Here is a 13949-nt window from a genome sequence, read left to right on the forward strand (position 1 = left end):
CTTCGCCAGCATTTACATCTACTGCTAACGCGTCGCAAACCTTGCTTCATACTGGTAGCCATTCACCGGTGCCAACTGCTGTGAAGTTTCCAAATATATACTGCATATTCCTTGCAGCGATTCAGAGGCCAACTGATTTTCTACAAATATGTGAGTGTGGAGGCCTGGCTGCGTATCGGCTGTAAGCCTATAACGCCCGCTATTAATTTTTTTTAAATCAAACTCAAGTAGGTCGCCACCACCAAGCGTTTCAACGGGGAAGCTCCCGAGCACTGTATTGTCGTGCTGAGCGCGCAACTCATACTCCGTTGCCCCTGGCGGCACTTCCTGTTCTATTTCAAAGCGCTTGGGGAAAAGAAATACCGCGTCATTTGCAGAAACCGTTACGCCAGCTGCAATACTGACTGTATCACCAATCGTTATCGCACCACCCCCCTCCAAATTTTGCAGGTGGAGCTTCTCACCCCCTGAGATATCGGGCAAATATTCACTATAAAAAGATCTGGGTAAGTGCAGCGCAAAGTCAAACCTTACGCGGGTGCTGACTTCGGCAACGACTGGCGATTCGGCCCTAGGGTTCCGGCTATAATAGACCTGTAGGCCCCAAGTTCTCGATTTTGCAATCAACTGGTGGTCGCTCAGTTTTTTCATGCCGGCACGGGTAGGTACAATACTGCCCCCTGTGATCGGCTGACCATCGCTATTATCCAATAACTTGATACTGAACAACGGCAGGTAATCACGGCGAAAGCTCATTGTGCTTTGAACCCCGTTGACACCTGAATACTGGTAACTTCAGGACCGTCAATAGCGGTGCCTGCTTGAAGCCTAATTAACCGTACTTTATAAAGTACAGAAGGGATATAGGCGCCTCCCAATATGCCCCAGAGATGATTTAGTTGCTCGAAATCCATCGAACACATATCAAAAACTAGTCGGCCTAACCCTGCAGGGAACGGATTTTCAACCCGTGCATTTTCAGGCTCAAAGAAGGGTTTTTGTTGGAAAAACTCGATAGTGTCTGAAAGACGAATAAGATTAGATTGGTATGAAGAAAAATCGAAGGCAAACATTAGATGACAATTTACAAATACCGGAGGCTCCAGATACTGGTTTTGCCCCGATAAGCTTCGTTTTACATGTGAAGTATTTCGGAGAGTGGGCTCTGCCCCAACGTTCACCAACGCAATCCTTACGCCAGGATTAAGATCCCGACCGGACAAATCGTGTAGAGGTCCACTTGATACCTCGGTGTCTGTAACACCCAAGTAGTCTCGAACTTCCCGTCGAATATACGCTATCGCGTCGCCTATCACTGGCAAACCTCAAGGTTATAGTTAACCTATTTATTATTTTATTCGCTAATATATAAAATAATGTACGCAACAAAGCATTTTCGACCGCTCACTTTGTTGCACTTAAAGCAAAAGTTAGAAATCAGGCTGTAGAATAAGGTAGATTTTCGGAGGGTGTCAAAGAGTTTATCTGTATTTGAGACTTCTTTGTTAGCACTTCCAGTTTGATTCGACGATTTAAGACGAGAAACGATACCGTATAGCACATCTAGCTGAGTGCGTTTTTTGTACAAAGGGTGTTTTTCGCGTCAATTAACGCCTAAAGTGTTTTACTCAGCGCCAAATCAAACGTCGCAATAACCGATTAAGGTATTTTTAGGCTTTGCGCCTAGTGAGTAAAAATTTACGGGTGTGGATTAATGCAATACTATAATCGGCACACCAATCATTATTATCTGCCGATAGATGACTAGATGCCTTCCATATGAGTAAAGGGTTCTCGACAAAGATCATATACCGCTATAGCGGTGCTACCGCCATTACTGTATTCCAAAGTGGAGCACAGGCTAGACAGCAGGCTTAACCCACGGCCGTACAGGTCATCATTTAGCGAAGCCTTACGCATCGAATTACTGTAGTCGAAACCGTTACCAGAATCACTGATTGCCAGCTTGATCTGATTGGGTTCGCCACACAAATAATTCAAATTAATGCGAATAAACTGCCCGGCAGACAATGTCGCCAAGCGCTTCTCTCGCTCTTGGTAGTACTCTTCAAAACCATCCGCCGTATGTTTCATACTGGATGCAAGCTCTAACACGCCGTGCTCTAGAGCGTTACTAAATAACTCACTGACAATAGTAAATATTTTATCCTGATGGAGTTCAATACCATTAATACTGGACACAAAACCCATCAGCTGATTCACCACCGAGGTACTGCGAAGGTCGTCCCCCTCCAGAAGTACCGAAAACTCCCAAGGAAAAGATTGGGCTCGGTGGTAGTCAGCAGCCACATCAACTATTTCGCCAACTTCTCGTGACCGATGAATTAGCGGCCCTCCGGTAAGCTGCACAATTGACATGTCATCCGACTGACCAATACCCTCATGAAATTCATTGACCGCCTGCGTAATTGCGCTAACAACATCACTACCGCCGGCAAGGAGGATTTCCTCAAGCCGTTCATTACCAAACTCTTCACCCGCCGGGTTTGCCGCTTCGTTTACTCCGTCGGTGTAAACATACACTTTTTCACCAGGCTCAATTTTTATCATCCGTGGGCTATCATCAAACTCAGCAGGGCTGAGTATCCCAAGCGGCATATGCATGGATTCAAATCGAGTGAGCGCTTTACCATCCGCGCCCAAACACAGAATATCGTTCATTCCACCCGACCAAATGGTAAAACTCGTACCACTGTGTTCGACATGAGCAATAGTTGCACAACAAAACATATTATTCGGCAATAGTTCAAAGAGCAGAGTATTCAACTCAAGTGCAATTTGAGACACACTAGCTTGCCTTTCGATCAAATTAAAAAACACTTCGATAACCGGCAAAGACCCCATCGCCGCGGCCAAACCATGGCCGGTAAAATCACCCACAATCAGATACACCCCACCGTTGGGCGCTGCACCTGAGAGGGTTACATCACCATCAAACATGGAAGCCGGTGAAGTGAAAATATTGAGGTTATCGCAAGTTGTCTTGCTGCGAGCATTTCCGCGCGCAAATATGTGCTCGACGATGGCGTGTTCACGGTCCATCAGTTTTTGATGATAAATGAGTCGATTGTTAGCCTCTTGCAGCCCATTATAAAGGCTCTGCGAGCGCGCGTGAGCATTAATTTTTGCCAACAGCACATTTTCGTTTACCGGCTTGGGAACAAAATCATCCCCACCGGCATCAAGGCATCGGGTTACAACTTCGCTATCATCCAGTGCGGTTACAAATATAACGGGTAAAAACCTTTCACCTATGTCATTTTTTATTTGTATTGTTGCCTCTATGCCATCCATCTCTGGCATATTAATATCCATCAATACTAAATTGATTTCCGAATCTTGCTCAACAGCTAGGCAAGCCAAACGACCGTTTTCTGCTTCCACACAAGCATGGCCTTCGTCTTCAAGAATAAAAGACAAAAGTTCTCGATTATAGGAATGATCATCGACGACCAGTATTTTCATTTTCCATTCACTCGATACGTCAACGTTAACAGACGAACAGCTTCCATTTTAATGGTTTTAGACACCCGCTTTAAGAGATATCGAATTTCGTATCAAATCGGGAAATTGAAAATATTTTTTTTATCTGATCATTGGTATTGATGATTTTAATTTTCACCTTGGAATCAGAGAAAAAACTTCTAGCGTTAATTAACATACCCAACGCAGAACTGTCCATGTAACGCGTATTCGCAAAATCAATTACCAACGATTTACTTTTCATCTCATCCAAATCTTCATAGCATTTTCGGAATTGATCGACCATACCAAAATCGAACCTCTCACCCAGAGAAAGACGTGTATCACCACTATCCGTTTTACCAACAGTAATTGCCATTTAGCTTTCCTCAATATAGCTCAATGTCTCCAGTAGATTTTTCTCGCGTCAATCCACGGGGGTCTGTATTTAACTGTAACTCGTCGATACGCTGACGAATATCGACAAATACGTTCTCGAGATCCTTGCTACTACCTTTCGATTCCGTAAGAACCGAAAAGACTTCCACCATTTTCTGCGAATAATGGGTTATCTGCTGTGCAAACTGCGACACCCGATCGGCGGACTGCAGGGCCGTTACGGCATTACCAATTTCACTGTTTATCTCTTCACCAATTTCCGCGCCACGACTAACACTAACAGCCACTTTTTCGTTCACCATTTCCAACTCATTCAGCATGGCATCCAAATGGCCCTTAGCATCAATGGCAATATTCATATCCAGGGAGGCAATTTCGCCTACAACTTTCTCCACATTTGTAACCGTATTTTTTGCCGCTTCTGCTCGCACACGTATTTGTTCATTCAATGCATTTGAGTCTTGCGATAGCTTTCTAACTTCATCCGCAACGACGGCAAAACCACGCCCTGCTTCACCTGCCCTTGCCGCTTCAATGGCGGCATTGAGTGCCAATAAATTAGTTTGATCGGCTATTCCTCGAATATCGGAGATTAAGCCAAACATGCTATCCAATTGCTTCACCATGTCTTGAATATTATGGACGGCCTGGACACTTTTATCGCTAATATCAACAAACAGGCTGACATAATCATCCAGTATTCGGCCTACTTCGTTAGCGAAGCCCTCGAGGGAAACGTCTTCATCCTGCCCACCACTATTTTGTTCCTGCTTACTCGAAAGCTGATGGACAATCCCCATCATAAGATCTTTTTCAGCATTCGCTGAGGCTGACAAGCCTTGGAAGCTCATGTGTAGACGAATACTGGAGCCCTCAACGGTTTTTTGAATCTCACCGGACAGCTCTAATAGTTCCTTGCAGACCGGTAGTGAAGTCTGGCCAATTTGATCCTGGACCCCGGAGAAACTTGCTAATAACTTCTTCGCCTGAGCCGCGGTTTGTTCACTCTCTCCGTCATCGGAGAAGCCAGCTACCCACACACAGCAGCCCACACACAGCACCAAAACTAAAGCATCAATGTGTGATGAATCGACAAAATAGATAACTGCCACCGAGACAACAGATACTGCTGCAGGGACAACAAGTTTAAATAGGCTGTTTTCCACAGGGCTACCTCAAACATCCGGAAGAGACTCCCTCTTAAGCCTAGACGGCCTAAACAGGCTACGCCAACTCTATGAAAGAAGAAAAGGAAGTAGAACCAACGAGATATTAATTAGGGGATTTACGCGGAGGGGAAAATTGAGACATGCCCACAGAGCGAACATGCCTCGGCCGTTACATAGCACCAATACCAATGGCATCGCGAACTTTACTAAGTAGCGGGCCACTGACTGCTCTGGCTTTTTCAGCTCCCGCCTGTAACACCGTCTCGATAACGGAGGAGTCGGCTAGTAGCTCGTTGTATTTGTCCCGAGCACCGCCCAACTCGTCGTTTATTAGCTCAAACAATTGTTTTTTGGCTTCGCCCCAAGCAATACCGTCTTCAAACTGCTTGCGCATCCAAACCGTTTGCTCTCCGTCGGCAAAGGCCTGCCAAATTTGGAAAACCGTAGAAGTATCCGGATCCTTCGGCTCACCCGGCTCCAGCAGATTGGTTTTGATTTTATTGATGTGTTTACGCAGCTGCTTTTCTGGCAGAAACATGGGAATCGTGTTGTTGTAGCTTTTACTCATTTTACGGCCATCCAGGCCCTGCAGCACAGCCACCGAATCGTCAATAACAGCTTCAGGTAGTTTAAATACCTCGCCAAAATGATGATTGAAGCGGCCTGCAATATCTCTAGCCATTTCCACGTGCTGAATTTGGTCTTTACCAACAGGTACCCTGTTGGCGTTGAACATTAAGATGTCTGCTGCCATCAATACCGGATAACTATAGAGACCCATGGTTACACCGAAATCTGGGTCGGCCCCCTCTTCAAGGTTTGCTGCCACAGAGGCTTTGTAAGCATGTGCCCTATTCATTAAGCCCTTCGCCGCCATGCAGCTCAGTATCCAGCTAAGTTCGGTAATTTCGGGCACATCCGACTGACGATAAAACACCGCTTTATCCGTGTCCAAACCCAACGCCAGCCAAGTGGCTGCCACCTCTTTCGCCGACTGGCGAATAAGTTCGGGCTGGTGACATTTAATGATGGCGTGGAGATCCGCGAGAAAATAGTAGGACTCGGAACCACCGGCTTGGCAGGCTTGTATTGCCGGGCGAATAGCGCCCACATAGTTGCCCAAATGGGGCGTACCGGTTGTGGTAATACCGGTAAGAATTCGATTCACAGACATAATGGGTCCAGCATAGTTTCTATTTTAAAATTGTTATGCAACTACTGTCCGATATTAAGGCAGCTGCTTTTTTTATGGCCCACCAGATGCTGCTATCACAAAATTGACGCAATATTGGCGGGGGCGCTAATATACCATGAGGATGAACCTCAGCCACCCCTAGCGCCCAACGACAACCACACCTTAAGCCTATTGCTGAATCAACTGCCGGTATAATGGGCCAAGCGAAGACCAACTCAGGTTACTCACGCTGGGGGCAATGGGCAGCCCGTGCTGCGCGTATTGAGTAATCATGGCAGCGCAAGCAGCACTTTCTGACAAAGTCGCTTCAGCCGGCTCAGCGCTCCCGTCTCCACTGCACGACAGATAGCGGTACCGGTCGGCAAAGAGTTCTTGGTAGGCAAGTCGATTGGGCACTACAGGTACACAGCCCGCGGCCACAGCTTCAAGCACCGACAGCCCCTGAAAATCGTGAAGCGCTGTCGACAGTACCACGTCACTAGAACGCAATAGTTGGCGATATACCTGCGCGTCCTCAATATAACCAAATTGCCCGAGCCAACCACGTACAATTAATAATTCCCGCAGTTTTTCGAACTCCAGTGGCCGCTGTCGAAACTGCTGCCCCACAACGTGACATGTGAGCTTTAGGCTCTCGGGCATGGCGCAAATGGCCTCCAGTAATCTAGCCGGGCCTTTATCGTACTCCCAGCGATGATTCCATAGAATGTGCAAGCCTTGACCTCGCTCCTGCCGCTGTTCACGCGCCGTAAAAGCAGACGCTTCCAACGGCACTGCTAACGTGTTCGCCTTCCGATTCAGCTTGCCCGCTACCCCTTGCGGAACTGCATCTGGCATTTTAGCCAAGAGTTCTTCGACCCCCTCTAGAAAGGTGTTTCGGTTGTAGTCGCTATTAAACACCAATACATCGGCCGCCAATGCGGCATACAGAGTCACCATTTGCGGCTCTAACGAGGAAAATTGGCGCCGAGTCGAGGGGTAAGCGAACTGATTTTCATGGAAATATAGAACGGTAGGGACGCGTGCGATTTCTGGGACCAAGCCCTTAAGGGTGGCCAGGTCAACCATAGAGGTTGCGACAATGAGATCCCAGGGCTGACAAAAGGTGTCGCGCTGGGAAACTCCCCAACTAAGTCCGTTACCCCGTATTCGCCAGGCGAAATACCTTGGTGGCAAGGTTAGGGTTACCCATTCGTGTTCACTTAAGTTATTCACCAATCCTGTGCGCCAGCGTTTGTGGCTTTCAGCATCATAGGCAGAGAGAAGAAGAATTTTCATAGACGGAATAGTAAAAGGCCTGAACAGAGACTGTCTGTTCAGGCCAAACTGAAATCAATTATTAGAGGCGCCCTTTAGTAGCGCAGCTACCGCAAAACGTTCATCAAAACGCTCAAAAAACTAAGATTAACTGGCTTTACGCAAAACCTAGGTTGAACAACTCTAGGCAGGTTGCGCCTGGCAATTTTTCAATATAACGGCGTCAAACCCAGCCTGACAAAGCAAATGTGCGGCGATATCGGCGCGGCTACCAGCATCGTCCGGCACCACGTAAATGTTGGTTCGTCCCAATTCGGCCAGAGAATTCCTTAACCTCGACAAGGGGATATTAATCGCCCCTGGCATATGCTGAATACGATATTCCATAGGCATTTTTACATCCAACAGCTTGTAGGGTTTATCCATTTTATCCAGTACTTTGGATTCAACATAGCGAACCACAGGTGCTTTTAGAAGCGCGTTAAAGTCCTCGGAGTTCAACCGCTTTAAGCGCCCGTTACTTTCCATTTCGACAGAAGCGTTACGCGGGGTATCACCGAGCAAGGATTCCTCCCCAAAAAATTGGCCGGGGTGTACAACTAAATCTACGCTTTCAGAACGATTGCGTACCCGCGCACTGCCGGATACGAGCACATAGAAGTAATCCCCACGCTCGCCCTCTTTTACGACCATGTCACCCTTTTTTAGGCTTACATCTTCAAATCGCAGAAACAGCTCCTGCACCTGGGTCAGTGGTACCTTTGAGAACAACGGAGCCTGCAGCAGAGCAGCCATCCAATCGCCGCCTTCCTCGCCAACCTCTTCAACCTCAAACTCACCAGTGGAGTACTCAAAATCATCAAAGCCTTCTTCGACCGCAGACTGACTCCATGCCGTCAGTCGATCAAGGACCTCGGCTTCAATACTGAAAACCCGAACAGAGGGAGACTTAGCCACAGCAGAACACAGCGTAGGCGATTCCGAATTAAGTGCCGAATTGGCAGCTGCAGAATCTCCCAAAACAGTTGAAACGTAAAACGCACTGTTGATTAGGTCGATTTGCCCTTCTAGTAAAAAATATTTGGTCGCTACAGCTCGGCCACGCTTATACAGCATTTGCCCTTTGCCGTACTCCTGAACTTCAATTTTCGAAAGTGCTTCCTGCAGATAATCGTCTTCTAGTCCATTAAAAGGCACGAATCGTTTTAATGTTTGGATATCCAGCATTTATTTACCTCGAAATAGTCCTCAGAGCCCTGGTACGAAACAGCGCACGGGGCGGCACCCCAGCTCTTTGGAGACTCCTCTGCATTCTGCACGAAAGGCCAAAATGGAACTGCGTTTGGAATCACTCAATTTTGGGAACTAAACCGCAAACCCAGCACAATTTTTTACACTTAAGCCAAGTATGACAGTGCCTTGCAGGTCGTTTCCACATAATTTTACGCGCCACCCCTGCTTTATCGCTCTAAAGATATTAAAGGTTAGACGGAAATGGTAAAGATTCATGGGCTAGAAATCGCTCGAGCAACCTAACCATATAGCTCAAATCGGACACCCCAGCCAGTTCACGAATGGAATGCATGGCAAATGTTGGCACGCCAATATCAACGGTTGCCACCCCCACTGCCGCTGCTGTAAGGGGTCCAATGGTGCTACCGCAGCGCATATCGGCTCGGGTAACGTAATCCTGCAGCGGAATAACCTCTTCCCCCTGAGCCGTTCCTGCCAGCCAGCGTACCAGCGCCGCCGAAGCACTACTGGTAGCGTAGCTCTGGTTTGCGTCAAATTTGATTACCGGCCCCTGATTTAACATTGGGCCATGCTTGTCGTCATGACAAGCCGGAAAATTGGGGTGAACACCATGCGCATTATCAACCGAAAACATCACCGACCGACGCAAAGCCCGTTGCCGCACTTCGCCGTCACTTGCTAGGCGGTCGATCACCTCATCCAAAAGCGGTCCCTGAGCGCCAATATCCGAACGACTCCCCACTTCTTCGTGGTCATTACAGATAAGTACACTGGTATGCGCGCCCCCTGCCTCGCAAAGAGCCTGTGCACCGAGGTAACAGCTTAATAAATTATCCAACCTTGCACTGGCGATAAAATCACCCTTTAAACCAATCACCGATGGTGTTTGCACATCATAGAAACTTAGGTTGTAATCCAGAACCTCCTGGGCTTCGTCATCCTTTATTTGCGCCATAAGCAACGTCCGAAAACTCTGCTTTTCGCTCGATATTTGCAGTATGGCATTCATATCGGTTTGCGGGTTGACCGAACGATTTTTATTCGCTTCTCTATCTAAGTGAATCGCCAGGCTAGGAACACAGGCTATCGCTTTTTGAAAATCCACAAGTGCAGAGCGCAGCTCGCCACTCTTCGATAAATAAGAAACTCGTCCGGCAATTGACAGATCGCGATCAAACCATGGATTTAGCAGTGCTCCGCCATAAACCTCAACCCCCAACTGCCAGTAACCCTTTTTATCTATTTCCGGTACAGGTTTCACTTTAAGGCAGGGGCTGTCGGTATGAGCGCCGATAATACGAAAACCCGAAGTTTCCACCGCTTTATTACCGACTACAAATGCAATCAGTGAGGAACCACCACGTACAACGTAATATCGCCCTCCCGCCTTTAACCGCCAGCTGTCCATCTCATCGAGCGGAGAAAAACCCTGCTCCGTCAATAACTCAACTAAAGATTGGGTAGCATGAAAAGGTGTGGGCGAACGAGCAATAAAGTCGAGCAACCCTGTTGTGCAATCTGTCATTGTCATAATGGTTAACAGCCTACAAGGTGAATACAATTAAGAATAGCCCAAGCAGCAAGCGATAGATGACAAACGGCATCATGCTAAGGCGATTAATAAAACTTAAAAAATAGTGGATACAAAGGTAGGCACTAAAACCGGAAAGCACAACGCCCAAAAATAAAGAGAGCCAATCTACCTGAGCCTCTCCCAGTATTAACTCCAAGCCTTTGTAACCACCGCTGAGTAAAATAATCGGGATAGAGAGCAAGAATGAAAATCGGGCTGCATCCGTTCGTGAAAAGCCCAAAAATAGCGCTGCTGTGATTGTAATGCCAGATCGCGAAGTACCCGGAATAAGTGCCAAGGCCTGCGCACAACCAATGATAATCGCCGCAAGCAGTGTTAGTTGTGTAAGCTCTTTTGCCCGCGTAGGCAGTCGATCGGCAACGGCCAATACGACACCAAATAGAATAGTCGTTGCCGCAATAACGCTGGTAGAACGCAGATTGTCTTCAATAAAGTCGCCGAATATTAACCCGGCCAAGCCCGCTGGAATGGTCGCAAATATAATGTACCAGGCAATTTTTGCATCAGTGTTAGTTCCTCTCCCCGCCACAGACTGAAACCAGCCACCCGTTAAAGCGTAAATTTCCTGTCGAAAATAGATAATTACCGCCGATAACGTTCCAAGATGCACAGCAACATCAAACGCCAAGCCTTGATCCGGCCAGCCCAACAGTTCCTTCGGCAGTATGAGATGTGCTGAACTGGAAATGGGTAAAAACTCGGTAATACCCTGAACAAAGGCGAGCACAATGACCTGTACTAAATCCATAAAATTAATCTCTGTAAACGTAAAGCGACTATTGGCGAATTCTTTGGCGTTTTTGCCAGGTGATTTCATTGCGAAGATATATCGGTTCTATCGAACCCACAGGAAACACACTGCTTTCTTCCGCGACAACATGGCCAGCCAGGGCAAAATACTGTTGCGCCAGCGTTAGTACCGCTGTTGCCTGAGGCTTTAATTCCGCGTCCAATGCTAGCACTGATAGATCATTTAACGGCGCAACATGCCAGCCATGCCCCACCGCCACTATCGAATTGCCAGCGAACTGTTTCAGCAATAGCGCCGCCAACTTCTCAGGTGCCCCAACAGAGGCCGCAACCAACGCCAGCCAGCTATTGTCATCGACAGCAGGCCGATAAATACTACTGTAAACCTCACCCATCCGGGCATCGAGGCACGGCACAATAATTCCGTCATGCTCACAGAGACCATTCTGCCTGGCCGTTTCCGCCAGAGCTTCAAGCGTACTTAATCCCACAATTGGTATATTTGCCCCATAAGAAAGTCCCTGCACAATGCCCAAGCCAATACGAATACCGGTAAAGGACCCCGGGCCTCGGGTAACAGCAATTGCATCTAGATCTGCAAGGGTCAAATTCGCCTCGGTTAGAACCTCATCAATCAGTGGCAGTAGCATTTTGGAATGAGATTTGGGGATATCGCAAAACCGGCTGGTAACCTGAGAACCATCACCAACTGCGACCGAGCAGACCTCGGTAGAGGCGTCCAGTGCAAGTATCTTGGACATGACGTGACTTTCCTGAGTAAGAGTAGAACGCGCATTCTCCAGATCTTGGCTAATTTAGGCAATAAATATGTGACAAATAAAAAATCCCCCGAGAGCATAGCCCTCGGAGGATTTTTTATTAAATACGCGAGTAAAATACTGGCGTGTACAGCTTACTTCTTGGCTGGACGGCCGCGACGCTTGGCTGCAGGCTTAGCAGCAGTAGCTTTAGGACGACCACGACCCTTGGCTGCTGGCTTGGCAGTAGCTTTAGGACGACCGGCTGACTTAGTGGCTGACTTGGCAGCAGCTGGTGCAGCTTTTGCTTTTTTAGCGGCTGGTTTGCGCTTAACCTTGCCTTTGGCGGCAGCTTTTTTAGCGGCGGCCTTGAGTTTAGCTTTAGCTTTTTTGTCAGCGGCTGAAATTTTTGCAGTCAATTTTTTAGCAGCAGTCTTGAACTTTTTGCCGTCGGCAGTAGCTCTGGACTTGCTCCAACGAGCAGAAAACGTAGCAAGAGCTTTTGCCAAGTCGGCTTCGGCTGCAGTTGCCAAAGAGGTTTTAAGCGCTTCAAGTTTTGTAGCAGCGGCAACTTCTGCGGCTTTAACGGCTGCCAAAGTTTTGGCAGCAACCAGTGCCTGCTTGGCACTTGTAGCTTCAGCTTTTGCTGCAGCAGCCTTTTCAGCTACTTTGGCTACAGCGCCAGCAGCGGTTTTGGCCTTGCGTATGTCTACAGCTTTCTTAGACTTTTTGGCAACAGCTTTAGCGGCAGCTGCTTTTTTGCGAACATCTGCGACAGCTTTGCTAGCAGCATCCAATTTAGCCATAGCTTTAGCTGCAACAGCCTCAACTTTGGCTAGGGCTGCATCAACAATAACTTCTTTTTTTACAGCTACTTTTTTAACCGTTTTTCCGGCTACTTTTTTGGCCGCAGGACGACCGCGCTTTTTGGCAACTTTCGCCATATTTAAGTTCTCCTCATCAATTTCAATATAACTTCCCAATTCGATGACGATTCATTCGTTCTGGCAAATTGGATTCATAGTACCCTGTAAAGACGCATATGCGTCTGCGGGCGAATCTTATTTTATCTTTTATACATTTGCACGTTTTTGATGAATAATTAACAAAATATCTGGATTTATAGCCAAATTGTCTGATATTTCTCTCTTTCGGAATTTATTCCACGCTATTAGGCATGCGATCCCCATATTTTTTACTAACGTCGATAACCAGCAAACAAAAAAAACCTCCCGTTGGGAGGCTTTTTAAATAATATCGGAAGAGGTTTATCCACCTGCTTTTTAGCAGCACCCCCGAAACCTAAATTAATCGTTTACGGTCGCTAGTACTCGCTCTTTAATGTCACTCAGGGAACCAACACCATTTACTTGGCTATAACGCACAACCGAAGTCTCATCGTTGGCCTCCTTATTTTTATAGTAATCCACTAAAGGTTCTGTTTGCTCGTGATAAACAGAAAGACGATTACGGACCGTTTCCTCTTTATCATCTTCACGCTGAACTAGTGGTTCAGCCGTCTCATCGTCTAGACCTTCCTGCTTAGGAGGATTATGCTCTACATGATAGACGCGACCCGAGGCTTCGTGAACACGACGACCACTTAAGCGGGCCACTATTTCTTCATCTTTAACAAAAATTTCAAGAACATGATCGATCTCAACGCCAGAGGCATCAAGCGCTTCTGCCTGAGGAATGGTGCGAGGGAAACCATCAAACAAGAAGCCATTTTTACAATCGTCCTGCGTAATTCTCTCTTTTACCAAGTCGATAATGATGCTGTCCGAAACCAGCCCACCTGACGCCATAATGTCTTTTACTCTTAGTCCTAACGGCGTACCGGCTTTAACGGCAGCTCGAAGCATGTCACCGGTAGATATTTGGGGTATGCCGAAGGCCTCCATAATGAATTTGGCCTGCGTGCCTTTTCCGGCTCCCGGGGCACCCAATAAGATAACTCGCATTGATTTCACCTCTTAACTAAAAGTGTGTTTTTGATGAAGGCGGGTAGTAGCGCTTTATTGCATACACTTCGATCACAGGCATACAGATCACCGCGTCTGTAACCATGGAGGCTACACTGACGCTGC

General features: G+C 47.2%; 13 protein-coding genes. All 13 read right to left on the minus strand.

Features of this window, described 5'->3' with window-relative positions:
• Positions 1 to 24: 24 nt before the first annotated feature.
• Complete coding sequence (locus H5336_RS03305) at positions 25 to 756, minus strand: hypothetical protein (RefSeq protein WP_185231383.1); 732 nt, start codon at positions 754 to 756, stop codon at positions 25 to 27.
• Positions 753 to 1316, minus strand: coding sequence for a contractile injection system cap protein (locus H5336_RS03310; RefSeq protein WP_185231385.1), 564 nt, complete (start codon positions 1314 to 1316; stop codon positions 753 to 755). Before H5336_RS03310 ends, H5336_RS03305 begins: the two co-directional genes overlap by 4 nt.
• A 448-nt stretch (positions 1317 to 1764) precedes the next feature.
• Positions 1765 to 3486 carry a PP2C family protein-serine/threonine phosphatase gene (locus H5336_RS03315; RefSeq protein WP_185231387.1) on the minus strand — a complete coding sequence of 574 codons (1722 nt, stop codon included), beginning with the start codon at positions 3484 to 3486 and terminating at the stop codon, positions 1765 to 1767.
• A gap of 70 nt (positions 3487 to 3556) precedes the next feature.
• The gene (locus tag H5336_RS03320) at positions 3557 to 3862 is read right to left on the minus strand and encodes an STAS domain-containing protein (protein ID WP_185231389.1); all 306 of its coding nucleotides are present in this window, start codon (positions 3860 to 3862) and stop codon (positions 3557 to 3559) included.
• 10 nt (positions 3863 to 3872) lie between these two features.
• Positions 3873 to 4733: a methyl-accepting chemotaxis protein gene (locus tag H5336_RS03325; RefSeq protein ID WP_185235613.1), complete on the minus strand. Its 861-nt coding sequence runs from the start codon at positions 4731 to 4733 to the stop codon at positions 3873 to 3875.
• Positions 4734 to 5220: 487 nt separating this feature from the next.
• Positions 5221 to 6225 carry a tryptophan--tRNA ligase gene (locus H5336_RS03330; protein WP_185231400.1) on the minus strand — a complete coding sequence of 335 codons (1005 nt, stop codon included), beginning with the start codon at positions 6223 to 6225 and terminating at the stop codon, positions 5221 to 5223.
• A gap of 189 nt (positions 6226 to 6414) precedes the next feature.
• On the minus strand, positions 6415 to 7524 hold the full coding sequence (locus H5336_RS03335; RefSeq protein WP_185231402.1) for a tRNA-queuosine alpha-mannosyltransferase domain-containing protein: 1110 nt from the start codon (positions 7522 to 7524) through the stop codon (positions 6415 to 6417).
• 162 nt (positions 7525 to 7686) lie between these two features.
• Entirely contained in the window at positions 7687 to 8730 is a 1044-nt protein-coding gene (locus H5336_RS03340) for a cyclic nucleotide-binding domain-containing protein (RefSeq protein ID WP_185231404.1), read from the minus strand.
• 250 nt (positions 8731 to 8980) lie between these two features.
• Positions 8981 to 10288: a M18 family aminopeptidase gene (locus H5336_RS03345; RefSeq protein WP_246439013.1), complete on the minus strand. Its 1308-nt coding sequence runs from the start codon at positions 10286 to 10288 to the stop codon at positions 8981 to 8983.
• A gap of 13 nt (positions 10289 to 10301) precedes the next feature.
• Positions 10302 to 11099 carry an undecaprenyl-diphosphate phosphatase gene (locus H5336_RS03350; RefSeq protein WP_185235615.1) on the minus strand — a complete coding sequence of 266 codons (798 nt, stop codon included), beginning with the start codon at positions 11097 to 11099 and terminating at the stop codon, positions 10302 to 10304.
• A gap of 28 nt (positions 11100 to 11127) precedes the next feature.
• Complete coding sequence (tsaB, locus tag H5336_RS03355; protein ID WP_185231406.1) at positions 11128 to 11862, minus strand: tRNA (adenosine(37)-N6)-threonylcarbamoyltransferase complex dimerization subunit type 1 TsaB; 735 nt, start codon at positions 11860 to 11862, stop codon at positions 11128 to 11130.
• A 152-nt stretch (positions 11863 to 12014) separates the two neighbouring features.
• Positions 12015 to 12842 (minus strand): hypothetical protein, encoded by an 828-nt coding sequence (locus H5336_RS03360; RefSeq protein WP_185231408.1) that lies wholly within the window; start codon positions 12840 to 12842, stop codon positions 12015 to 12017.
• Positions 12843 to 13166: 324 nt separating this feature from the next.
• Positions 13167 to 13823 (minus strand): adenylate kinase, encoded by a 657-nt coding sequence (gene adk / locus H5336_RS03365; protein WP_185231410.1) that lies wholly within the window; start codon positions 13821 to 13823, stop codon positions 13167 to 13169.
• Positions 13824 to 13949 lie beyond the last annotated feature (126 nt).

Origin of the sequence: Teredinibacter franksiae, assembly GCF_014218805.1 — a bacterium.
Classification (GTDB): Bacteria; Pseudomonadota; Gammaproteobacteria; order Pseudomonadales; family Cellvibrionaceae; genus Teredinibacter; species Teredinibacter franksiae.

Bases quoted from the DNA above. Each gene is read 5' to 3' on its own strand.
- H5336_RS03305 (WP_185231383.1), bottom strand. From the start codon at position 756: ATGAGCTTTCGCCGTGATTACCTGCCGTTGTTCAGTATCAAGTTATTG.
- H5336_RS03315 (WP_185231387.1), bottom strand. From the start codon at position 3,486: ATGAAAATACTGGTCGTCGATGATCATTCCTATAATCGAGAACTTTTG.
- H5336_RS03320 (WP_185231389.1), bottom strand. From the start codon at position 3,862: ATGGCAATTACTGTTGGTAAAACGGATAGTGGTGATACACGTCTTTCT.
- H5336_RS03325 (WP_185235613.1), bottom strand. From the start codon at position 4,733: ATGAGCTTCCAAGGCTTGTCAGCCTCAGCGAATGCTGAAAAAGATCTT.
- H5336_RS03330 (WP_185231400.1), bottom strand. From the start codon at position 6,225: ATGTCTGTGAATCGAATTCTTACCGGTATTACCACAACCGGTACGCCC.
- H5336_RS03335 (WP_185231402.1), bottom strand. From the start codon at position 7,524: ATGAAAATTCTTCTTCTCTCTGCCTATGATGCTGAAAGCCACAAACGC.
- H5336_RS03340 (WP_185231404.1), bottom strand. From the start codon at position 8,730: ATGCTGGATATCCAAACATTAAAACGATTCGTGCCTTTTAATGGACTA.
- H5336_RS03345 (WP_246439013.1), bottom strand. From the start codon at position 10,288: ATGACAATGACAGATTGCACAACAGGGTTGCTCGACTTTATTGCTCGT.
- H5336_RS03350 (WP_185235615.1), bottom strand. From the start codon at position 11,099: ATGGATTTAGTACAGGTCATTGTGCTCGCCTTTGTTCAGGGTATTACC.
- tsaB (WP_185231406.1), bottom strand. From the start codon at position 11,862: ATGTCCAAGATACTTGCACTGGACGCCTCTACCGAGGTCTGCTCGGTC.
- adk (WP_185231410.1), bottom strand. From the start codon at position 13,823: ATGCGAGTTATCTTATTGGGTGCCCCGGGAGCCGGAAAAGGCACGCAG.